Origin of the sequence: Moraxella nonliquefaciens, from assembly GCF_001679005.1 — a bacterium.
Lineage (GTDB): Bacteria > Pseudomonadota > Gammaproteobacteria > Pseudomonadales > Moraxellaceae > Moraxella > Moraxella nonliquefaciens.
This window is the reverse complement of record NZ_LXTW01000032.1, coordinates 469,615-492,599: the sequence shown is the minus strand read 5'-3', so window position 1 is coordinate 492,599 and position 22,985 is coordinate 469,615. Positions and strand designations below refer to the sequence as shown.

At 42.7% G+C, this 22,985-nt stretch carries 17 protein-coding genes and 1 tRNA gene; 10 read left to right on the top strand and 8 right to left on the bottom strand.

Annotated features, from left to right (window positions below; genetic code table 11):
• Nucleotides 1-215: 215 nt before the first annotated feature.
• The 4 genes from A7456_RS09220 (at nt 216) to ppsA (ending at nt 6,746) form a co-directional block, all read left to right on the top strand.
• Nucleotides 216-1,742, top strand: a complete 1,527-nt coding sequence (locus A7456_RS09220) for an MBOAT family O-acyltransferase (protein WP_082995533.1) — start codon at nt 216-218, stop codon at nt 1,740-1,742.
• A gap of 42 nt (nt 1,743-1,784) precedes the next feature.
• On the top strand, nt 1,785-2,903 hold the full coding sequence (locus A7456_RS09215; RefSeq protein ID WP_082995532.1) for an SGNH/GDSL hydrolase family protein: 1,119 nt from the start codon (nt 1,785-1,787) through the stop codon (nt 2,901-2,903).
• A 48-nt stretch (nt 2,904-2,951) separates the two neighbouring features.
• Complete coding sequence (locus A7456_RS09210; protein WP_067009786.1) at nt 2,952-4,250, top strand: GDSL-type esterase/lipase family protein; 1,299 nt, start codon at nt 2,952-2,954, stop codon at nt 4,248-4,250.
• 135 nt (nt 4,251-4,385) lie between these two features.
• A complete protein-coding gene (gene ppsA / locus A7456_RS09205; RefSeq protein ID WP_067009784.1) occupies nt 4,386-6,746 on the top strand; it encodes a phosphoenolpyruvate synthase in 2,361 nt (786 codons plus the stop codon).
• A 122-nt stretch (nt 6,747-6,868) separates the two neighbouring features.
• Here the strand turns inward: ppsA and A7456_RS11490 are convergent, their stop codons facing one another.
• Entirely contained in the window at nt 6,869-7,030 is a 162-nt protein-coding gene (locus tag A7456_RS11490) for a hypothetical protein (RefSeq protein WP_158512517.1), read from the bottom strand.
• Between the two features lie 450 nt (nt 7,031-7,480).
• Between A7456_RS11490 and A7456_RS09200 the strand changes: the two genes are divergently transcribed.
• Nucleotides 7,481-8,956, top strand: a complete 1,476-nt coding sequence (locus tag A7456_RS09200; RefSeq protein WP_067009781.1) for a M16 family metallopeptidase — start codon at nt 7,481-7,483, stop codon at nt 8,954-8,956.
• 82 nt (nt 8,957-9,038) lie between these two features.
• Nucleotides 9,039-9,755 (top strand): 16S rRNA (uracil(1498)-N(3))-methyltransferase, encoded by a 717-nt coding sequence (locus A7456_RS09195; RefSeq protein ID WP_067009778.1) that lies wholly within the window; start codon nt 9,039-9,041, stop codon nt 9,753-9,755.
• Between the two features lie 207 nt (nt 9,756-9,962).
• On the opposite strand, the gene A7456_RS09190 is transcribed toward A7456_RS09195, so the two are convergent.
• The 5 genes from A7456_RS09190 to A7456_RS09170 form a co-directional block, all read right to left on the bottom strand.
• A complete protein-coding gene (locus A7456_RS09190) occupies nt 9,963-10,823 on the bottom strand; it encodes a CPBP family intramembrane glutamic endopeptidase (RefSeq protein WP_067009775.1) in 861 nt (286 codons plus the stop codon).
• A 1-nt stretch (nt 10,824) separates the two neighbouring features.
• Nucleotides 10,825-11,712, bottom strand: coding sequence for an alpha/beta fold hydrolase (locus A7456_RS09185; protein ID WP_067009772.1), 888 nt, complete (start codon nt 11,710-11,712; stop codon nt 10,825-10,827).
• A 108-nt stretch (nt 11,713-11,820) separates the two neighbouring features.
• Nucleotides 11,821-11,905, bottom strand: a tRNA-Leu gene (locus A7456_RS09180).
• 215 nt (nt 11,906-12,120) lie between these two features.
• Nucleotides 12,121-14,583, bottom strand: a complete 2,463-nt coding sequence (locus A7456_RS09175; RefSeq protein ID WP_227713243.1) for a TonB-dependent receptor — start codon at nt 14,581-14,583, stop codon at nt 12,121-12,123.
• Between the two features lie 203 nt (nt 14,584-14,786).
• Nucleotides 14,787-17,474 carry a TonB-dependent hemoglobin/transferrin/lactoferrin family receptor gene (locus tag A7456_RS09170; protein ID WP_067009769.1) on the bottom strand — a complete coding sequence of 896 codons (2,688 nt, stop codon included), beginning with the start codon at nt 17,472-17,474 and terminating at the stop codon, nt 14,787-14,789.
• A 318-nt stretch (nt 17,475-17,792) separates the two neighbouring features.
• Between A7456_RS09170 and A7456_RS11220 the strand changes: the two genes are divergently transcribed.
• Nucleotides 17,793-18,467 (top strand): hypothetical protein, encoded by a 675-nt coding sequence (locus A7456_RS11220; protein ID WP_145916109.1) that lies wholly within the window; start codon nt 17,793-17,795, stop codon nt 18,465-18,467.
• Between the two features lie 130 nt (nt 18,468-18,597).
• Nucleotides 18,598-19,182 (top strand): oligoribonuclease, encoded by a 585-nt coding sequence (gene orn / locus A7456_RS09160; protein WP_066888007.1) that lies wholly within the window; start codon nt 18,598-18,600, stop codon nt 19,180-19,182.
• Nucleotides 19,183-19,187: 5 nt separating this feature from the next.
• On the opposite strand, the gene hslO is transcribed toward orn, so the two are convergent.
• A complete protein-coding gene (hslO, locus tag A7456_RS09155; RefSeq protein WP_067009766.1) occupies nt 19,188-20,090 on the bottom strand; it encodes an Hsp33 family molecular chaperone HslO in 903 nt (300 codons plus the stop codon).
• 181 nt (nt 20,091-20,271) lie between these two features.
• On the opposite strand from hslO, the gene aat reads away from it, so the two are divergent.
• Complete coding sequence (gene aat / locus A7456_RS09150; protein ID WP_067009763.1) at nt 20,272-21,009, top strand: leucyl/phenylalanyl-tRNA--protein transferase; 738 nt, start codon at nt 20,272-20,274, stop codon at nt 21,007-21,009.
• 25 nt (nt 21,010-21,034) lie between these two features.
• A complete protein-coding gene (locus A7456_RS09145; protein ID WP_067009760.1) occupies nt 21,035-21,757 on the top strand; it encodes a rhomboid family intramembrane serine protease in 723 nt (240 codons plus the stop codon).
• A 49-nt stretch (nt 21,758-21,806) separates the two neighbouring features.
• On the opposite strand, the gene A7456_RS09140 is transcribed toward A7456_RS09145, so the two are convergent.
• Nucleotides 21,807-22,973, bottom strand: coding sequence for an Mrp/NBP35 family ATP-binding protein (locus A7456_RS09140; protein ID WP_067010023.1), 1,167 nt, complete (start codon nt 22,971-22,973; stop codon nt 21,807-21,809).
• Between the last annotated feature and the right edge of the window lie 12 nt (nt 22,974-22,985).

The following is a 22,985-nucleotide window of genomic DNA, read 5'->3' as shown; positions in this document are numbered from 1 at the left end:
TAAATTAAGATGATAAAAATTAAATTAAGCCATGAAAAATTAAGACATGAACATAAAAATGTAGAGAAAATGTCATTGCATATGTATGCTAATTTTGTTAGAATTAACGGCATTTTTTAATGCAAAAATACATGCAAATCATTAGGTTAATAATAACAGTAATTTTAGCAGGGCATGTTTATGATTTTTAAGACAGTTGATGACCAAGGAATGCAATGTTTTCATTTTTATCGGTAGAATTTGCTTTATTATTCATGGCGTTTTTTACGCTTTATTGGGCATTTTATAAAAGACCAGACATTCAGAACATGTTATTGCTATTTATCAGTTATGTCATTATTTATTTGATGGCAGGCATCATAGCAATTGGCATGCTTTTTGTATTTAGTGTTATTATTTATCTCATCGCCACAAAAATCATTACCAGTTATTATAAAAAAACATGGATGACGATGGGTGTGATTATCACATTAATAAACCTATCGGTTTTTAAATATTATGAATTTTTTCGTGCTAATATTGGCCATGTCTTAGAAATATTGCAATTGGATAATACAGGACTCATGGCAAATATCATTTTTCCATTGGGCATTTCTTATTATTCATTTCAAGCAATCAGTTATTTGGTAACAATTTATCAACAAAGTGTTGATGATAAGCACAAAGAGCAAAATGAAAATGATGAAATATTGATTTCTTATTTACCTTTTTGGCAAGTGTTAACGCATTTCTCATTTTTTGCCACAATTTCAGCAGGCCCTATTACTCGTGTTAATGACGCCAAAGGGTTAAATGACATTGCAGGCAAGCCTTGTGCCATGCACCAGCAATTTAATGACCCTACGCCACGTCAATTATTATACCCAAAAGTGGCCTTTGCCCTAATTGTGCTTGCCCTTGCCAAAAAATGGTGGCTTGCAGGGTATTTGGCGGACAACTGGGTCAATCCTGTCTTTGCCAATCCCACAGGTTTTCATGGTTTAGAAGTATTGACCGCCATTTATGCTTATACATTACAACTGTTCTTGGATTTTTCAGGGTATAGCGAGATGATGGTGGCATTTGGATTGTTGCTTGGTTTTCGGTTGCCCATGAATTTTAATGCTCCTTTGCTTGCTCATAATATCAGAGATTTTTGGGATAGGTGGCATATTAGTTTATCTACATGGATACGAGATTATATTTATATTCCCTTAGGTGGTAGTAGAAAAGGCTTTTGGTTTACTCAACGAAATCTCATGATTGCGATGGTGTTATCGGGGATTTGGCATGGCTCAACTTTTAACTTTTTCTTTTGGGGATTATTACATGCTTTGGCGATTGCTTTATTAAACACCAGTGATTTGATGTGTCAAAAAATAAGCGGTAATAAAGGGCGTAATTTTTTGGCAAATACTGGTACTGTTGGTAAAATATTGGGTGTGTTGATTACCATACATTTTGTGGTATTTGCTTTTGTCTTTTTTAGGGCAACAACATTAGATGAAGCGTTATTGATTTTTAATGCCTTATTTTTTAACCACATTAATATAGCATGGACAAATAACCCAATATATCTGCTCGCGATATTGGCACTGGCATGGTTGATTTACCCATCATATCATCGTCATCAGGCAAATATCGGTCGTCTTATCAACCATATGTCAGATGTGATTTTTTATGTGTTATGTTTTATGGCATTTATGGCGGTGGTTATATTAGCACCATCTGGCATTCCTGGTTTTATTTATGCAAATTTTTAAGATTATAAAATTTTTTAAGATTATAAAATAAAGAAGATTATCATGAAAGAAAACAATAAAGACGATATCAACCATACTGACTTCCAAGAAAATATGTATTATCCTAATAATACATATGATGAATTAATGATGGTAAATAATAATAAATTCAAAAAATCCTTTATGGTTACATTGATATTTTTAATACTGTCTGCTTCTATGAGTATTTGGATAATGCAAAGGTCAATCAATGCCTATTATCTACAAACTTATCACAAGCCTAGCCCATTAAATTTAATCAACAGTCCATTGTGGCAAAAAGGGGGTAATATTGGCGATGAGTTATATACGTTTTATGATGCCATCGCTGGCAGTATTGGTAATATCAATCAATCCATGATTGATGAATTTAATAACAATCATGCCTACACCCCTGCCTATAAAGCCCAAATGGCACAAAAGGCACGCCAAGAGCAGTTATATCAAGAACAACAAAGACGATTAAAAGCCCAAACCTTAAAAGAAAATCAAACCCGAAATGAATTAGAACAATCCTTAACTTTAAATAAAAACCAAAAAGTTTTTTTTGCTGGTGATTCAATGATGCAAGGCATTGCCCCGCATATGCAAAAGCATTTACAAGATTTGGGTGTAGATTCGGTTAATCTAAGTAAGCAAAGTACTGGATTGGCATACCCTAAATTCTTTGATTGGAATAATACCATTAAAAATACCTTACAATCAGACAGTAGCATTAAAGTGCTGATTGTCATGCTTGGGGCAAATGATCCATGGGATATGCCAGATAAGCAGGGAAGATATCTTAAATTTAATAGTCAAGAATGGGCATTAGAATATCAAGCACGCATGAAAGACATATTAGACTTTGCCAAACAAAGACAAGTTGGCGTGATTTGGGTAACACCACCTAATATGAAAAAAAGCAAGCTAAATGAACAAATGATTCATCTAAGTGATGTGATGATGGATGAATTAAATCGCCATAATGTCAAAGTCATTGATGCACGTCCCATCATGGGTGGGCATGATAATATTTACAATGATTATCTTGAAAAAGATGGCAAAAACATTAAAATGCGTAGTGGTGATGGCATTCATTTTTCTGGCGATGGTCAGCGTATTCTTGCCAAAGAGGTGCAGTCTTATTTAATTATCAAATGATGATATTTTTATAAACAAACGATGAACAAATATCAAAAAAGAGCATTCATGAATTTAACACAATTTAGTTCCAAATCCACATTATTTAAACTTGCCGTATTGGTTGTGGCGTGTATGTCAGCATCAGCTCATGCCAATTTAATCAACTTTGGCGAACCCAACACCCATGCTTTGACACAAGCGATGGCAAATCATTCTGTGCATGTTGTTCAGGTGGGTGACAGCCACACCGCAGGGGATACCATGACCGACGCCCTAAGAAGTCGTTTGCAAGGGGCGATGGGCGATGGCGGTATGGGTTGGGCGATGCCCATGTATTTTAGCGGCCAGCGAATGGCACGATTTAGTTATGATAATGTGGATTTTTTACCGATTTCTAGTCGCAACAATCACAGCGAGTATTATACGTTGGGAGGATTGATTGCCAAACCCAAAGTTAATGGAGCAAGTCTGACCTTAAAACCTAAAAAAGGAGCAGAGCCTGCTCAGCGAATTTGGGTGAGTATGCGTCAGCAACCGACAGATGGTAGATTTACAGGGATGGATGCGTATGGCAGACGTTTTGTGTTGGAGGTGGCACGCAAGGATGGTACGTGGCAGATGGTGAGTGTGGATGTAAATTTGCCTTTTACCATCTATAATGATAATGCCACAGGGTCAGCCATTGGTGGTTGGTGGGCATTTAACCCAAGTGGACAGGGGGCGGTAGTGTCAGCATTAGGCATTAACGGAGCTCAGTTGTCGCATTGGGATAGGTGGAACACGCAGGCGTGGCAAAATGAACTTGCAACCATTCGCCCCACGCTCATCATACTTGCCTATGGTACCAATGAGGCCTATAATGGGGTATCAGGTGAGCGTGTGCGTGCAACCTTGACCGAAACAATCCGCCAAATCCGTACTGTCAGCCCACGTTCGGCGGTCATGGTGATGGGTTCACCTGAGGCTTTAAAAAGCACGACCACAAGTTGTGGTACACGCCCTGCCACTTTAACAGATGTGCAGACTGTCCAACGTCAAGTTGCTCAAACAGAACGTACTTTATATTGGGATTGGCAAGGGGCGATGGGCGGTTCTTGTTCTATGAAATCATGGATAAATCGTGGTCTTGCCAGTAAGGATGGTGTGCATTTTAGCCAGTCGGGTTATACTCGCTTGGGCAATGAGTTGGCAAATGAGTTGTTGGCATTATCATCGCAAATCCCAATGCGTCATTCTGATGCCATTTATCCAAACGGCACTTATCCAGCAAATCATTCTACAAATAATTCTAATGATGTGCCAAGTATCAACTCAGGGCAGGATGGTCAAGGGCGTGGTTTTATTCGTATTGAGCGAGCAAATTAAATATTGAATTTGGTGAATATTATGAGTATTGAGTGTATTTATATTATAAATGCACCCATTTTTTTATAAAATAACATTGAGTATTGGCAGATTTACCGTTATAATTTGACAAATTTTTGATTAAAAGGTGTTCTTATGGCACAAGTTATCCCCTTTAACAAACTCGGTAAAGATGATGTTGAACTTGTCGGTGGCAAAAATGCGTCTTTGGGCGAGATGATTAGCAATCTTGCCAATGTTGGCGTGTCCGTACCAAATGGCTTTGCCACGACCGCAGAGGCTTTTAACCGCTTTTTAAATGAAACAGGACTTCTTGACAAAATCAATACCGAGCTTGAAGGTTTGGATGTTCATGATGTTGAAAAACTGGCCGAGGTGGGAGCAAAAGTGCGTGGTTGGGTCATCACCCAAGAGCTGCCAAAGGATTTAGAAAGTGAGATTCGTACAGCATTTGATGTCTTGACAGACGGTCAAGATGTGGCAGTGGCGGTACGTTCATCAGCGACTGCTGAGGATTTGCCTGATGCCTCCTTTGCAGGTCAGCAAGAGACCTTTTTAAACATTCGTGGTATTGATAATGTACTCATTGCCATCAAAGAGGTCTTTGCCAGTCTTTATAATGACCGTGCAATTGCTTATCGTGTGCATAAAGGCTTTCACCATGCAGGCGTGGCATTGTCGGCAGGTGTCCAGCGTATGGTGCGTTCAGAGACTGGCACATCTGGGGTAATGTTTACCATTGATACTGAAAGCGGATTTAATGATGTGGTATTTGTTACAGCAAGTTATGGTCTGGGCGAAATGGTAGTACAAGGGGCGGTAAACCCCGATGAATTTTATTTGTCCAAAAAACTTTTGGCAGAAAATCGCCCTGCGGTGGTTCGTCGTAATTTGGGTTCAAAACACATTAAAATGGTCTATGGTGATGAAGGTACGACCAAACGTTCAACCAAAATCGTGGATGTAAACAAAAGCGACCGCCAGCAATTTGCCCTAAATACCGATGAACTGACCCGCCTTGCCAAACAAGCACTTATCATTGAAAAACATTACGGTTGTCCTATGGATATTGAATGGGCAAAAGATGGGGACACGAACGAGATTTTTATTGTGCAAGCTCGCCCTGAGACCGTAAAATCTCGCCAAGACAAAACAAGCATGGAGCGTTATGTTATCAATAGCAAAGAGGCAAAAGTGCTGTGCGAGGGACGCTCTATCGGTCAACGTGTGGGTGCAGGCAAGGTGCGTATCGTTACCAGTCTGGGTGAGATGAGTAAGGTGCAAGACGGTGATGTACTGGTATCTGATATGACAGACCCTGATTGGGAACCTGTGATGAAACGTGCCAGTGCGATTATCACCAACCGTGGTGGACGTACTTGCCATGCGGCGATTATCGCGCGTGAACTTGGTGTGCCTGCCATCGTTGGTTGTGGCAATGCTACTGAGCTTCTGACAGATGCTCAGAGAGTAACGGTGTCATGTGCTGAGGGCGATACGGGATTTATTTATGATGGCATTTTGGATTTTGAGATACAAAAAAATTCTGTTGCCAGTATGCCTAAGCTTGATTTTAAAGTCATGATGAACGTGGGTAATCCTGACCGTGCCTTTGACTTTGCCCAAATTCCAAACGAAGGCGTGGGTCTTGCTCGCTTGGAATTTATCATTAACCGTATGATTGGCGTACATCCAAAAGCTCTTTTGAATGTGGATACCTTGCCCCAAGAAACCCAAGCTCAGGTATTTGAACGTATCGCAGGGTATAACTCGCCTGTGGAATTTTATATCAATAAGCTCATCGAGGGCATCTCAACGCTTGCTGTGGCGTTTAAGGACAAGCCTGTCATCGTACGTATGAGCGACTTTAAATCCAACGAATACGCCAATCTTATCGGTGGTAAACTGTACGAGCCACACGAAGAAAATCCAATGCTCGGTTTTCGTGGAGCAAGCCGTTATATCTCGGATAACTTCCGTGATTGTTTTGAGCTTGAATGTCGTGCTTTAAAATACGTCCGTGATGACATGGGGCTAACCAATGTTAAAATCATGATTCCATTTGTGCGTACCACAGACGAGGCAAAACAAGTCATTGAATTGCTTGAAAAAAATGGCTTAAAACGTGGTGAAAACTCTCTTGAAGTTATCATGATGTGCGAATTGCCAACTAATGCCTTGCTTGCCGATGAATTCTTGCAATATTTTGACGGTTTTTCAATCGGTTCAAACGACCTAACACAGCTGACCCTTGGGCTTGACCGTGATAGTGGTATCGTATCGCACCTGTTTGATGAGCGAGACCTTGCTGTCAAAAAACTTTTGGGGATGGCGATTGACGCTTGTCGTAAACAAGGTAAATATGTCGGTATTTGTGGTCAAGGACCATCCGACCATCCAGACCTTGCCAGATGGCTCATGGAGCAGGGCATCAGTTCGGTATCACTAAACCCCGATACAGTGCTAAATACTTGGTTGTTTTTGGCGGATAAATAAAGCATAACAAAGATGGGACTAAACACAGCTGCTTGAAATCTATCTAAATCTTTATAATGCACGATTATAAATAGATGGATAAATAGATTGGCATTAACGAAGCTCAAAACGGTTGGGTGTCTCTATCTTAGCTTTGAGATGAGTGGCTTTGAGATGGGTTGTTGGATGAAACAGGCGTGCTTGTTGTAGAACGCACGCCCAAAGGTCATCGCAGAAGAATAAATTGCACCCCAGTTTTTATCACAACCTGCCAATGCCAAACCGTAAAAACGTTGCTTGTGCACGAGTTCAAGCCACGACAAAAAGACGATTTAGACCATCAAATTCAAGTGCCAGAACTGTATTGTGCCAGTCTGATTGGGTGTTTGAAATTATCAACGATTTAGGCTTTGGTATGAATTACCACAAAAAGGCTTAAAACAACTCTTAGATAAATATCAAACATTCATAGAGACTTTTTCGTAGAGACTCTTTTACAAACTTAGCCCAAATCTTGTAAAGCCTTATGATGTGATTTGTCTTGAAAACCTTAACATTAAAGGCATGGTAAAAAATCGTAAACCATCAAGCGATGAAATGGGAAGAAAACGCTAAATCTGCCTATGGGGTAGGTTTGGGTAGATTTTTTTTTGGAACGGTGCTAACATTTGATGACGACGATAAACGATAAACGCATAAAATCATTTTACATTTAACTCATTTTTAAAATTCCAACCCAGTTATCAGGAATTACCATGCAAAAACTCAGCCCCATCGCCTTAGCATTGTTATTTATCAGCCAAACCACATGGGCAGACGGTCATCATCATGCCCCTGTTGTCCCAAGTGATGAGCCTTTGCCTGTGCTTGACAGTCTAAATGACGATAAACCTCTTGATTTAAAAATACCCCACATGGAGCGGTTTGACGTGGACGGCGTGTCTGTGATTTTTACACCCATTGATGAACTACCGATTTTGGACATTAGCTTGACCTTTAAGGGCGGTTCTGCCAAAGATGATACCATACGACAAGGGGGCTATGGCATTGCTGGCATGACCGCCACCATGATGACCCAAGGCACAACCCACCTAGACGAGAACACATTTGCCGAAAAAGCCGAACTGCTGGGCGTGGTATTTGGGGCGACTGCCTACCGAGACACGTTTGTTTATGCGTTTAGAAGTTTGTCGGACGACAAAGAGCTGTATCCTGCCCTTGATTTGTTTGCCGACATGATACAAAACCCCCGTTTTGATGAAACTATCCTAAAACGCAACCAAGCCCAAGCGGACATCGGTTTTGAACGTGCCAAACAAGACCCCGCTCATGTGGCGAGTGTTGAGTTTTTAAAAACCATGTATGGCACGCATCCTTATGCCATATCCACACATGGCACACAACAGAGCGTGGCGAGCATTAGCCGAGATGACCTAATCGCCTATAAAAACAAATACTTAACCAAAGGCAACGCCCACATCGCCATCACAGGCGACATCAGTGCCGATGACGCACGCACCATCGCCAAACGCCTGATAAATGCCTTGCCCCAAGGCGAGAGAGCCACCGACTTGCCCACGCCTATCGCCCCCAAGCCACAGCACGTCCATATCCCCTATGACAGCATCCAAACGCACGTCTATATCGGACACATGGGCGAAAAAGAGACCAAAGATCCTGTGGAGCTACAAAACCGCACCAATTTTAGCCTTGCCAACAGCGTGCTGGCAGGGGGTGATTTTAATGCCCATCTTATGAAAGAGATTCGAGACAAGCACGGCTACACCTATGGCATCACAGGTGCTATGAATGTCTTTGATGAGCGTGGCTATTATCGTATCAGCTTTTCTACCCAATCGGACAAAGCAAAAGAGGCAATCATCAAAACCTTACAAGTCATTGAAAACACAAGAAAAAATGGTATAAAAGACAGTGAGTTTAACCTAGAACGCACCAGTCGTAAATACGCCTATCCCATGAGCCTTGCCACCAATACCGCCATTCACAACAAAGCATCTGAACTAAACTATGACAATTTGCCTGACAGTCATATCACTGATTATTTGGTGCGATTGGACAGAGCAACCCCAGAGGCGGTCAATCAATCGCTAAATACCTATATCCGCCCTGATGAATTTATCATCGTTACCGTTGGTAAAGAAAAACCTGATTTGTCAAGTTTGTTTAAACAGGATAAGGCAAAGGGCTTAAAAAGTGATTTGAAAAAGTGATTTGGAAATATCATGATTTTTTAAATTGGCTTGATATAGACTGCTTGATAAGAAATTATCCAAACACCCAAAAGGCGATTTCATGCGTTTTTTTGTAGATATGCCATTAGCCGTGCATGATACGATCATCCTACCTGATGATGTTTACCATCATTGGACAAAAGTATTGCGAGCAGATATTGGCGATACTGCCACATTGTTTAATGGGCAGGGGGGAGAATATATTGCCACGCTTAACCACATTGATAAAAAATCAGCAAGCGTACATATAGATGAATTTAACCCTGCCAATCGCACTCTGCCTTATCGTGTTACCTTGATTCAGGCGATGAGTAAAGGCGAACGTATGGATTATACCGTTCAAAAGGCGTGTGAAATGGGTGTATCTGTCATACAACTCATCACAACCGAACGCTCCGAACGACTGCGGTATGAGCGTGATCACAAAAAGCTCATTCATTGGCAAAAAATCGCCATTTCTGCCTGCGAGCAGTGTGGATTAAACATCATTCCCACCATTTTGCCCCCCATAACACTCACAGATGCCTTGGGTGTTTGTACTGATGAGTTAAAAATCGTCATGAGCCTATCAGATGACACACACCGCTACATCCCCAAAACTCCCCTACCATCCACAATCAGCATATTGGTAGGTGCAGAGGGTGGACTGTCCGATGATGAGATAGAGATGTGCCACAAGCATGGCTTTTTGTCATGGACGATAGGCGAGCGTGTGCTTCGCACCGAGACGGCGGGGGTTGTGGCATTGGCAGGGTTGCAAGTGATGGGGCAAAGCTAGATGTCCGCTGTTAGCACAATCTCAACCAGCCAATTTGGATTGACCAAATCCGCCTGTACCATCGCACGGATGGGCGGTATGTGCAATACGCCAAAGATGATGAATGTTTTTAGGTCTTAAACGTTCATCCTTAGGACTGTTTTGCGTATTTTTCTATGAAATTGGGAACTATAACAGACTTTTATAATAATGCAAATAATTTTTGAGTCAGCTTGCCAAATACACCGCCATCGCCATGCCATTATTGACCATGTGCATGAGTATTGCCATGACCAGTCCGTATTTGACACGGATATAGCAAAACAGCAACGCCATGGCAAAGATGATCATCATGCCAAGCAGGTCGTATTGTAGATGAACGAGTGTAAAGAGCAGACTGCTTATGAGGCTTGCCGTGAGTGTGGATTTGGCGATGCTAAAACCGACCAGACGGATGGGGGTTTGCTCGGTACGATGACGATGAAGCAGTCCGCCAAATATCAACCCCCGAAACACCAGCTCTTCGTAGATGGGGGCGACCACCACGATGGCGAATATGAGCAGGGGCAGGGACTCATCTGTGATAAGCCCATCCAAAAAATCCATGGGCGAGCTATCCAAGGCGGTCAAGATAATCTCACTTACCGCCATAAATGCTATCATGCCTATGAGACTGACGACAAAGCCCCGAACGCCCATCGCCTTTATCCCGAAAAACTGCCAAACAGCCCCCCAGTGATGAGCTGATGGGGGCTGATGGGGCGTGCCGTGGCGTGCCGTTTTGCTTTTAAATAGCACCAAACCTACGGCAAACAGCGTAAAGGCTAGGGCAGTGATGACAACCGAAATGGCGACCACCACGCCGTTATTTGAACCGAGTGTGATGAGTGTGGCGATATCTAGATTTTGTGCTTGTTCATAATAAGCCAGTGAACCGATGTATGTGCCAATGATTTGCAGGGCAAACATGCCAAATAGGCAAAATAAACACAGTCCTACCAGACCCAGTGGCGAAAATTTAATCACAGATTGATGTGATTGTTTGGTTATCTGTGTCATCTGTGGGTAAGTTCGGTTAAGATGGGGCATTTTAGCAAGTCTTTATTTGTTTGGTGATGATGTCTAGCACAAGATGGGCGGTGCTGTCTGGCTTTTCTAAGGGAAACATGTGTGAGCCGTCCACATAGATGATGGGGATGCCCCAATTGTCATGAATGGCTTGATATGAACCTATGTGGGTAAAATAACTGTCCTTACCAGCGATGAGCGTGGTAGGGCGGTAGATGGTCAGAGATTTAGCCCAGTATAAAGATGGTATGGTGCGAAAAATGCCAATCTCAACCCCCTTGTTGATGGCGAGTGTGAATTTGTCGTCTTTGGCGGTCAGTCCGTGTCTGATGTAGTCATCAAAGGCACGCCTGTCAAAGGCTCTAAATAATCCCTTTTGGCGTAGGCTGTCGTGGGCGTTCTGTCTGCTGTCAAAAGTGTCTTTGCGGTATTTGGATTTACTGGCAGGCGAGATTTTATCAACAAAATAATGTTGAGACCCTGTTAAGGGGCATAGGGCGTCATCCATGATTTTGGAGAGCTGGTAAATTAGGCTCATTTTGCCCATGAGTAAAGATGGGTCAAGGGCGATGAGCTGACTGATGTGCGTAGGGTCTTTTTCGCATGCCTGCATGGTCGTTACTGCCCCCACAGAATGCCCCACAGCAACAACATGTGGCACACTGTGTTTTTGGCAGGTCTGATGAATGTTGTCTAGTACCTGATGGGTCAGTTTTTGCCAGTGATTATCTGGCGGATAATCAGGATGCATGCCAAAGAGTTTAATATACTCAATGCTAAATACCCTCTCCCAATGCTCAAACAATGATGTATAGACTTGGGCGGGAAAGCCATTGGCATGAACGAAGTGCAAAACAGGTTTGCCTGTCAAGGTAGATTTGGGCAGAGTATCAAAGAGCGTGGTTGTCATGATGCCCCTTTCATGATATGGATGGCGTGCATTTATTGTTTTATAAGGACAAATGAAATAAATTTACACACAAAAAAACTCAACCGCATTCACGATTGAGTTAAAACATGGTGGGGACGGAGAGACTCGAACTCTCACAGGTCGCCCCGCTGGAACCTAAATCCAGTGCGTCTACCAATTTCGCCACGTCCCCAATTGGTCGCTCATTATACAGCAGTATGATAAGATGTCAAGTTTTTTATTGCAGTTTTTTAAAAATATGGCTAAAAATATGGCTAAAAATATGGCTAAAAATATGGCGAGCAAACAGCATGCCAAATTGGGCTTTGACCATCTTTGATTTGCCATCAAAAAACCATCGAGAATATGGTTTGCCACGATGGTTTTTGATTTGGATTTTATGATTTGTCAAAATTTGAAATTTGCCCCGAGCATAAAGTTTCGCCCCATCTGTGGCATGTCTGGGAAAAATGTCTCGTGAGCAAAGACTTTATCGTTTAATAGATTGTTGGCATTAAAAAACACCTGAACCGAGCCTGCTTGATGGCTTGGCTTGTGCTGATAGTTAAGCCCTAAATTCACCAAATTATGAGCGGGGGTTGGGCGTTCAAAATTCGCCAATTTATCTTGTTTAAAGGTATGGCGATATTCCAAAGACCCTGACCAATTTGCATTAACATTGGCGGTTAATTTCATGCCAAGGCGTTTTGGTGGCAGTCTTGGCGTATGGCTGTCTGGCTGTTTGATGAGAGGACGGTTGCCATACGCATCGGTTCTGCCTTGTTTGTCAGGCAAATTGGTGAGTTTGCCACGAATATAATCACCAAATAACGCCACATGATACACATCATTAATCTGATAACCGATGTTGGCATCAAATCCATAAAATTTCGCCGCTGCTTGTTCATAGCGTGCGGTTTTTAAGTCTTTATCATGACGCATGCCACGCAAACCTTGCTTGTACTGCGACAATGTTTGTAAAAACACATAGTTATCAAAATCATAATGATAGCCACCAAGACGGTAATCCCATTTATCACCTTGAAATGTCAGCCCCAAATCAATGTTGTTGGATTTTTCTTTGTTTAAAAAGCGGTTACCAATTTCAAAAGAGTTGGTGGCAAGGTGCATGCCGTGAGCATACAATTCCTGAGCATTTGGCAGGCGTTCTTGATGCGACAGATTCAGCGATAATTTATGTTTGGGCGTTAATTGTAAATGCGTCCCAACAGCATAAGAGCGTGCGGTTTGTTTTTGGGGGTTTAGAGTACCGCTGTCAAGCAATCGTTTAAAGCGTATGTCTGGTTCATGAGCGGTTGCTAAGCCTAAGTTTAAGCTCTGATAAATGGCGTCTTTGTCATAATCCATGGTGATGGTTTGTTTCTCAATGCGAGCGGCGGCGTCAACTGTCAGCTTGTCATTGGGCTTGTATTCTTCAAACCAAAACACACTGCCTGTCTTGGTTTTATTGTTGTGCAAGATGTTTTGGGTGTCTTGTTTATTGCCATCTTCATAACGAGGTGGCACAAGTCCGCTGTTTTTTGAGGTGAGATAACCGACCCCAAACACCCCGCTAAACTTACCCATCGGCGTATGAATGGGGGTATGTGAGGCTTCTAGACGCCACACATTGGCTTGATTGTCAAAAAAGCTGGTCTTCTCACCCCCATCTATCTCATCATGATGATAATCCGCTTTGCCCATGCTGGCTCGGATTTTATCAATGCCAGCAAACGGTGCATTGATTTGCCCTTGCACATCATAACGCTTCATTTTCAAATCAATCCACGGTTTGCCATGCTCGTGGTCGTGGTCATGAGCATGGTCATCATGTGTATGGCATTCAAGTCCTGCATTGTCAAACTCTAAGTCATCATTTTCCATCAAAAAAGGATACAAACGCAAATATGGCTTGTATTGTAAGGCGGACTGAGAAATGCCATGCACGCTACATTCTTCATATTCATGTGAATGGTTGGGCAAGCCATATTTGTCTCGGCGTAAGCTCACCGATGCCCCCAAAAAGCCTTGATTGCCAACCCATGATACGCCAAGCGTTCCTGCGTTTGATTTGGCATGGCTGTCTGGCAGATGCTTTAAGGTGTCTTTATAGATGAATTCTGGCTGAGTGTCATCGTATTCAGATTCTTCGTTAAAGACATGGCGGTCAAAGCGTGGTGTTTTATAGTCTGCTGCTTGTTTGGACAGCCCTGCAACACGCACCGCCACATGTTCTCCCAGTGGGGCTTCGGCACTGGCGGTGATTAATTTTTCACGGTTGGCACTGCTAAGACGCACCGCCACATCACCTTGTAATTTGCTGGGCAATTTGCTGGGTATTTTGTCATCAACGACATTGACCACACCTGCTGAGTTGCCAGAGGCGTACAACAATGCACCAGAGCCTCGCACAATCTCCACCTGTTTTGCCAGTGTGGTATCCACGGCTATGGCATGGTCTGGCGATAACCCAGACATGTCCACAACCTCTGAGCCGTTTTGTAGGATTTTCAGGCGTTTTCCTTCTTGTCCACGAATGATGGGGGCTGAGGCACCGCCCCCAAAATGGTTAGAATGAACGCCAAGCTCACCTGCCAAAGCATCGCCTAGGGTGGTTGCTCGTTGTTGTAGTGCTTCCTGTTTGATGAATATGTTGGTAACGCTTTGGTTGTTTAAGAGTGGACTTTGAAAATCATCCCCATCAACAACAATGGTCTCATGTGCCAGTTGCACAGTTGGCATGGCATTGCTGTTTGGTATTTGTATCTTTGGTATTTGTACCATGGTCTTATTAGCTGTGGTCTCATCGGCCATGGCTGCATGGTTTAAAAGTAATAAAACTGTCAAAGACAGATGTTTATAAGTGGTCATGACAACTCTCTTGTAAATAAACGTAACTGATGTGTGCGTCAGTTACGTTTTGCATTGATGTCTCACTGGATTTGTGACAAGTTTAAAGATTTATGGATATATTATAACATATCTTAATTTAAAGTTGCCATAATATTTTATTTGGCAATTGATGACCAAATAAAAAAGCCCATCATCAGATGGACTTTTTCGGTATTGGTGGTTTAAAATTCATATGTCAACGATAGGGCATAGTTACGACCTGGGGCAGTGTAGCGGTTAAAGCCATGACCTTCTTTGTCTACCATGCTATTGACACTGGTGGTGGCAAATTGTCGTAATGTTTGCCAAGGAATGTATTTTTCATTGGTGATGTTATAGATACCTGCATTTAAAGTCCAATCATTGTTTTTACCGAATTTTTTAGAGCCGAACATGTCAAATAAGATGACAGATTTACTGCGATGGATTTGGTCATAACTTCCCACATACTCATAATAGTCATATTTGGTTACGTTGCCGGCAAAATAGGGTGGGCAATGTCCATAATAATTTATGATGTCTTGGGGACAGCCATGGGTTGTGGTTGCATTTTCTCCGATCTCTAAATTTTTAACGGCATTTGGTTTTTTGCGTTGTATCCAGTTGATGCGAGTGCCTAATGACCATTTGTCATTGGCTGATGTATATGTTGAGCCCAGCAGTAAGGATGTTGGAACGGCGGCTAGGGTGTTGATTTTCATTTTGCCATTTTTATCGGTGTCAATGGTTGCACTGTCTTTGGCAGTATGAAAGTTGGCAAATACATCAAGCCTACCATTGGTGTGCAGTTTGTCAGACAGATCGGCGTTAATCCCAAACTTGATGCCATAAACCCTGGCCTGATCTAAGTTGACAGATTGCAGGCAAGTGCCTACCGTACAGCCTTTGCTATTGGGGTTGTCTCTACTTCCTTGCCAATAGCGTGTATGAATGAAATCATCATATTGGGTCAGATAACCGGCCATGGTTAAGTTGATGTCGCCATTTACTTTCCAATCTAATTCTAATTCTTGATTGAGTGATTTTTCAGGTTTTAGATTGTAGTTGGGAACTTGACTTGCCCCATTAAATGAATAATTGCTATAAATTTGAGTAACGGTGGGTGCCAAAAAACCTGTGCCAATCTTATAGCGAGTGGTTAGTTTGCTAGGAATTGCTTGATAATCAATAGCACCACCGAAGGTGATGTGGTCAAATTTGCTCTTTTGTAGCCCTGTGTATTTTTCATAATTATCATCTCGCCATTTTTTGAGCTTCTCCTCACCGTCACGCCAATGGGCAAAAGCAGACAAGTCGTCTGATGTTAGCCCTGCCTGTTTGCGATAGGTGTTGCAATATAAGCTGTTATTTAGCCAGTCTCGCCCTAAGGTATTGGTACAAGAGTCGGTATTGGATTTGTGTTCATCGGCATTTTGAAAGTAGGGTGAATATTTATAATTATCATAACGCACGCCAATCATGGCTTTTAAGCGTTCGTGAAAATGAATGCTGTCTGTTAGGCTCATGCTATGAATGTCTTTTTTGGCATCAGCGAATGCGTATTTTAGATATTGTCCATGTTTTTCTTGTTTGTCCACGGCGGTGCTGGTGTAGTCTTGTTTTTTGTAAGTTGCATTCAAGGTAAAACGATGCTCTCCAAACTTATGCAGTGAGATGGGTAAAAAGTCTGTGCTAAGTTCAAGCTGGTCTGTGATCGTTTTTGTGGGGCGGTATTCTCTATTGTTTAGGATTGATGATGATACGGTTTCATTGTCAATTTCTCTGTTGTATATCCAGGTATGTGCCAGCCCAAAAGCCTTATTATGAGCATAATTTAGGTGTAACTTGTCCAACCACTGACTGTTGTTTGGTGTGTAGCGATGGTTTATGCCATAGCTCTCTAATTTTTCAATATCATGAGCTCGTCTAATACCACCACCCAAACGAGAGCCATTTGTGATGTTTTTGCTGTCAATGTTCATGTGGTTTTTGCGTTCTTGAAACATGCCATATATGCCCACACGATGTTCATCGCTTAGATGGCGATAAAATTTTGCCAATACGCTGTTGGTTTTGTAGTCAAGTGCATCTGGGTATATTAAGCTTGATGTGCTGCCATTGTGTTTATAGGCTTTTAAGCTGTCAGGCATGTACTCTTTTGGAAATAAATACATGGGGTCTAGCTGTGAGCTGTCATGACCTTTCATGTCATGATTTTTTAGTTCATGCCCTGTGCGATGAGCGTAATTTAACAAAAATTCTGTTTTGTCATAGACCCCCGCCAGACCAAATGCCGATAGCCATTCTTCGTTTTTGTTGGCATAACCTACTTTGGCATAACCGCCAAAGTTACCTGTTTTGACCAAACCGATAGGCTCTTTGGTATGATAGGATACCGAACCACCAACCGCTCCTGAACCCAAAAGCAGACTGTCAGAACCTGCCATGATGCGAACACGCCCCATCATCTCCAAATCGGGATTAAATCGTCCTTCGTATTGATAGCCATAAGGGGAGAAAATTTCATTGACCTCCACCTCAGGCAATGCCACCCCATCAATGTTCATGTTGATGCGGTTGCCATCCACACCACGAATGGCAAAGCCTTTATTACCATAACGCCCCACCTCTGCTACATCCACCTCGGTATTATAACGCACCAAATCATGGTTATTTTGTACCATTTGCTCATTAAGTTCACGGCGTGTTGTGGTCTGTTCACCAACCTCTTTTTGGGGCGTGCCACTGACGGTAATCGTCTCATGACCAAGATGAACTTTGAGTTCGTTGTCATTGGCATGTGCCTGTATGGCGTGGCACATTATGGCAGGGATGAGTAGGGCGAGCAATGAGTTTTTGGGCAAGTTGTTGGGAAAATTGTATTGGCACATGGCGTGGTACTTATAAAAATGAATGATTTTGGTGATTACCAAATTTGTTTCAGACTGTAAGAATACATACAAAATGACAACAAATGAGCCATTTTATCTTAAAAAATTACATTTGTAAATAATAATGGTTATTATATTTATTTATAAAATAAGGAGCGTGCCTGTTTACATTCTCATGCCCATCTTTGGTGTGTGCGATGAAAAAGAAGTAAAATCACTGGCAATAACTTGAAATTTGGCAAAATAATCACCATAATAATGCTGATTCATATCAGTGATAAAAAGCACACCAAAAGCACGCTAATAGTAGGCAATATTATGGTAAAACAATCCGACAAACAGACAGAGCAGGGCATGACGACAGATAATACGTCTGTATCTACACAAAACACCAAGCAAAACAGACCCAAATGCACTCATAAAAAAACTGACCCAGCGACTGCTGTTCTTGATGTGCAAGCAGATAATGACATTGATAATAATCAAGCAGTAAGCGACACTCAAAACCAACCAAGCACCACAAAAGCAAAAGCCAAATCAGACCAAAACAAGCCAAAAAAAACCAGAACCAGTCAAGCCAAAAACACCGAAGATACTGACAATCAAGCCAAAAGCCAAACCGACAATCAAACTGCCAAGCCAAAACACACCCGCAAAAAAGCGGTTAAGGCAGACATCAGTGAAGAAGCTCATGCACAGCAGGGCGATGAGTCAGCCACAGATGAGCGGGGCAGACCACGTTTTGGTGCCAAAGAAGCCATTTTGGAATTTATTGAGACAGAAAATGGTTCACTGGTGCTCCAAGAAGTGGGAACTGATGAGATACTGGTGAGCATTGCTTTTTCTGATAAGGTCAAGCAAATGGTTGGGGCAGAGCATATCCACAGCATCGGTCAAAGCATGATTTCAGCAGCCATAGCCACGGTTATGGAACGTCAAATGCGACAATATCATGCTCATGTGTATGACGAGACCCCCAAGCGATTTAGCTGATGTTTATTTTGGCTAATAAAGTAGATGAGAGTGGGGCGGTTGTCCCATTTTTATCTTTTTATATTGCCCTTTTATTGCTTTTATTGGTAATTACCCTCTTAAAAATCATTCAATTATGATGGAAACACTCATGTCCAAAATTCATATCACACACCCCAAGCCTACCCAAAAACCCAAAAAAGCACTCATCTGGATTGACCTAGAAATGACAGGGCTTGATACCCAAACAGATGAGATTATTGAGATTGCAACCATTGTTACCGATGATGACCTGAACATTCTTGCCGAAGGTCCTGTATTTGCCATCAAAGTTCCTGATACAGCACTAAATGCCATGGACGAGTGGTGTACTCGCCAGCACCGAGAATCAGGTTTAACCGACCGTGTCCGCCGTAGTACGGTAACATTGGCAGATGCCGAGCAAGCGACCATTGAATTTTTGTCAAAATGGGCAGATGAGGGCATCTCCCCAATGTGTGGTAATTCTATCTGTCAAGACAGGCGTTTTTTGGCAAGACAAATGCCCAAATTGGAAGCGTTTTTTCATTATCGTAACCTAGATGTGTCTAGCATCAAAGAGTTGTGCTATCGTTGGCGACCTGATATCGTCCATGGCTACCAAAAAGACGGTACGCATGTGGCATTGGATGATATTCGAGACTCCATTCGTGAGTTGCGTCATTATCGTGAGCATTTTTTTAAGCTACTAGATTGATGGCATCAGCCAAACAGTCTTTTGATGCTGTTCTTATCAAAGCGGTATTGTCTACCACAAAAACCACAATCTAGCACCAGTGTACCGCCATGGGCATCCACAACTTCCAAAGCTTCATCGTAACCCAGTTGTAAAATTGCCCCTTGGCTTTTTTCAGACGAGCAAGTACAAGCAAAGCTAAGTGGGACTGATTCGGGCAGTACCACATCTTCTTCGTGATATAGGCGATATAGGATTTCATCGGCAGGCAGTTCGGTCAGCTCATCCGCTTTTAGGGTGCCAGTTAGCATGCTTAGCCTATCCCATAGGTCAGGGTCGTTCTCTTTATCAGTATCTGACCTGGGCAACAGTTGCACAAGCAATCCGCCCGCTGTCGTCTCATCAGTGGCAAGTTTGATGATGGTTGGGATTTGGGCGGATTGTTTTTGGTAGTGGGCTAAGCACTCGCCTAGGTTATCGCTGATACGTTCAACAATGCTTTGATAGCTCTCGCCAAAGTTGGGATGAATGCTGATAAATAGCACGCCTGTTTTGATGGCACCAAACGCATCATCGCTGGTGGGGCGTGATTGCCAAAAGGCTTGTTTGTCATCGCTGTTGTCAAAACTTGCCAACGCACGCACTGCCCCAAATCCTTGCCCTAATGAATGATCACACTCTGCCATGGCAAAACGTAGGGGTGAGTTGGTCTCTGATGATTGTAATTGAATGGATAATTTACCATCAATTTTGAGTGTGCCAATCAGTAGGCTTGCCGAAACCAACATCTCACCCAATAACGCTTTGATGGCAGGGGGATAGTCTTTTTGACCAACAACAGTGCTAAAACTGTCAGACAGTTGTACCACATCACCACGCACGGGCGAATGCTCAATAAAAAAGCGTTGGCGATAATCTTTATTTAACATAATATTCTCTGCTTGGCTGAATCTAAATTTTAAATAACACTTGCCATTAATGGGGGTGTGTTTTAAAATTTAAAGCACTTTGGAGTGCTTGATTGATGGGGTGGTTTTTGATTGTCAAAACTAATTAACTGACCGCAAAATATAAGATTTTAAACACCATTTTTTATGATGAACATTTTTTATGACAAACATTCACCAAATCCACGCCTTAGCCGATGACTGCCCTTATGATTTTGGGCAAAGGGTGAAGCTCTTACTTCCTGATGAGGCATGTTTGGGTGTGGGCGCTGATTTGTCGGTAACAACGCTTTTGCACGCCTATCGCTGTGGGGTGTTTCCGTGGTTTCATGATGAGCCGATAGCGTGGTGGTCGCCCAACCCCAGATGTGTACTCACACCAAGCGAGTTTGTGCCAAAAAAATCACTCGTTCGTAAAGCCCGCCAATCAACATGGACATTGACAACCAACCACGCTTTTACCGACGTGATACAAGCATGTAGCGAGCCACGAGCTTATGCCGATGCAACGTGGATAGGACATGAGATGATACAGGCGTATACTAAATTACATGAGCTGGGCGTGGCGGTCAGTGTGGAGATATGGCAAGATGAACCGATGGCAAGTGCCTTGATAGGCGGTTTGTATGGGTTAAATATCGGTGCGATGTTTTGTGGCGAGAGTATGTTTCATCGTGCAACCGACAGCTCAAAGGTGGCATTTTGGGGGCTGATGCAACTGTGCCAAAGGCAAGGTGTGGCACTGGTAGACTGCCAACTTGAAAATGCACACTTGATGAGTTTGGGGGCAAGGCTGATGCACAGAGATGAGTTCTTGGTTGAGGTGAATGCACTCATGCAGACTGATGTGGCAGGGCTGGGCGGTTGGCAGTTTGTTATGGCTGTGCGTCAGCTGTGCTGATGGGTTTATTGATGGTTGTATCATAATGAATTTTACGCAATTATTTAAAATTGCTCCGATGACCTTGCTCTTTATCATAAGTTTTGTGGTTGTGATGGGCATTCAACTCATTCAAGGTGTGAACATTGATGAGCAGACAGGGCAAGAGCTGATTGACTATGGGGCGAATTTTTTGCCATTGACACTCACTGATGAACCGTGGCGACTGGTTACGGCGGGTTTTTTACATATTGGGGTGATTCATTTGTTATTTAACAGCTTTGCCATATATTATTTTGGCATGGCAAGTGAGCAAATATTGGGGTGGTGGCGGTTTTTGGCGGTATTTTTGCTGTCAGTGGTGGCAGGCAATCTGTTAAATCTCTACACAACTCTAAGGCACATAAAAGAGCAGGGCGTGCAAGGGATTGGACTGTCAGCAGGAGCATCAGGCGGCATCATGGGTTTGGGCATGTTACTGCTGACCTTATCCATGTTTAACTTAAACAAAAAGTGGCGACTAAATACCAAAAATTTGGCATCTGTCATGGGCATTAACTTTGTCATGACTTTTGCCATACCAGGCATTGATGTGGCAGGGCATATCGGAGGTATGATGATGGGGATGGTTTTGGGGCTGTGCCATGTGATGAGTTGCAGATTGAACAAAAACGCTCATCGGGGCATGTTTGCCTTATGTATTTTGGTCAGTGTGATTGTTATGATGGGGGCATGGCAGATGATGCACGGCATGGTGATGCGGTGGTAATCAATTATCTGTCATTAGTCATCCATTAGTCATCTGTCATTATGGTTATTTAAAAAATCCGTCCGCTTGCTCCTTTGTCAAATTTGCCAATTTGCCCATCAATGTTTTTGGCGATATTTTCATAATACACCGCAAATTCATCATTTGCCATGACAGAGGGTTTACCCTTGTCCATTTGGGTGCGAATGCCTGTGGCAAGGGGCAGCTGCCCAAGTAGGGGAACGTGGTATGTTTCCGCCAAATTTGCTCCGCCATCTGCCCCAAAAATGGCATCCACATGACCGCAGTTTGTACAAGTGTATAAAGCCATGTTTTCAACCACGCCAATGACAGCAATGTCAGTTTTAAAAAACATTTCCATGCCTTTTTGGGCATCAAGCAAGGCGATGTGCTGGGGTGTGGTAACAATGATTGCTCCTGTAACAGGAATACGCTGAGCAAGCGTAAGCTGAATGTCGCCTGTGCCTGGGGGCATGTCAATGACAAGATAGTCAAGTACTGGCCAGTTGGTCTGACCATACAGCTGCATTAATGCCCCTGTTGCTTTAATTCCACGCCACGCCACAGGGGTGTTGTTGCTTTCAATGAGATTACCGATTGAGAGCATGGCGATACCATGAGCTTCTATTGGTACGAATTGGTCGTTTTCAATGACAGGTTTGACCCCTGCTACCCCAAGCATTTCAGGGATGGATGGCCCATAGATGTCAGCATCTAAAATACCGACTTTTTTGCCAAGTTTTTGTAAGGCAAGAGCGATATTAACAGTGGTGGTAGATTTGCCAACACCACCTTTACCGCTGGCTATCACGATGATGTGGCGAATGCGTGGATGGGGAGCGATGTCTGTTTGTTTGGGAGCGGATTTGGTAGGGATATTTTCTTGATTGTCCGTGGGAATTTGTTTTGATGTGTGGATTTGTACCGCATTGGGGGTGTTGGTAGTTGGAGCGACTTTATCGGATAACACGACATTTAAGTTCACCTCTGCCACACCCAAAAGATGAGCTTTGGCACGCAGGTTGTGATAAACTTGTTCAAGTTCACTTTGGTCGGCGTTTTTATGCACTTTTAGGATGATATCTAGCGTATCATCATGCAAGGATTTGTCATCAATAAAAGCTGGCAAGGCTTGACCATACAGACGAAAATCTTGTAAGAGCTTGTCAATATCGCTCATGCTGATGTGAATTTTCTTTTTAAAAGGATTGAACATGGTTGCCTCGCT